Genomic DNA, 215 nt, shown 5'->3' on the forward strand with positions numbered 1-215 from the left:
ACCCGGTAGCGGGGGCGGTGATGCCAGGCCGCTTCCACCAGCAGACGACGAGCGTGGCCGTTCCCGGTCTTGGTGATTGGCCCCTGCATGCGGGACTGGCCGGAGGAGAACTCGCTGGGCACCAGGCCGACGAACGAGCCGATACTGTTCCCGGTGAACCGGTCCCAGTCGCCGATCTCGACCGCTAACGCGAACCCGGTCAGCGTGCTGATCCC

The 215-nt window shown here is 67.9% G+C and carries 1 protein-coding gene; it reads right to left on the reverse strand.

Features of this window, described 5'->3' with window-relative positions; genetic code table 11:
- A partial coding sequence (locus ACPW96_RS23375) for a transposase (protein ID WP_425886145.1) occupies positions 1-215 on the reverse strand: 215 nt, incomplete at both ends.

Source organism: Micromonospora sp. DT81.3 (genome assembly GCF_049847225.1).
Classification (GTDB): domain Bacteria; phylum Actinomycetota; class Actinomycetes; order Actinomycetales; family Microbacteriaceae; genus Microbacterium.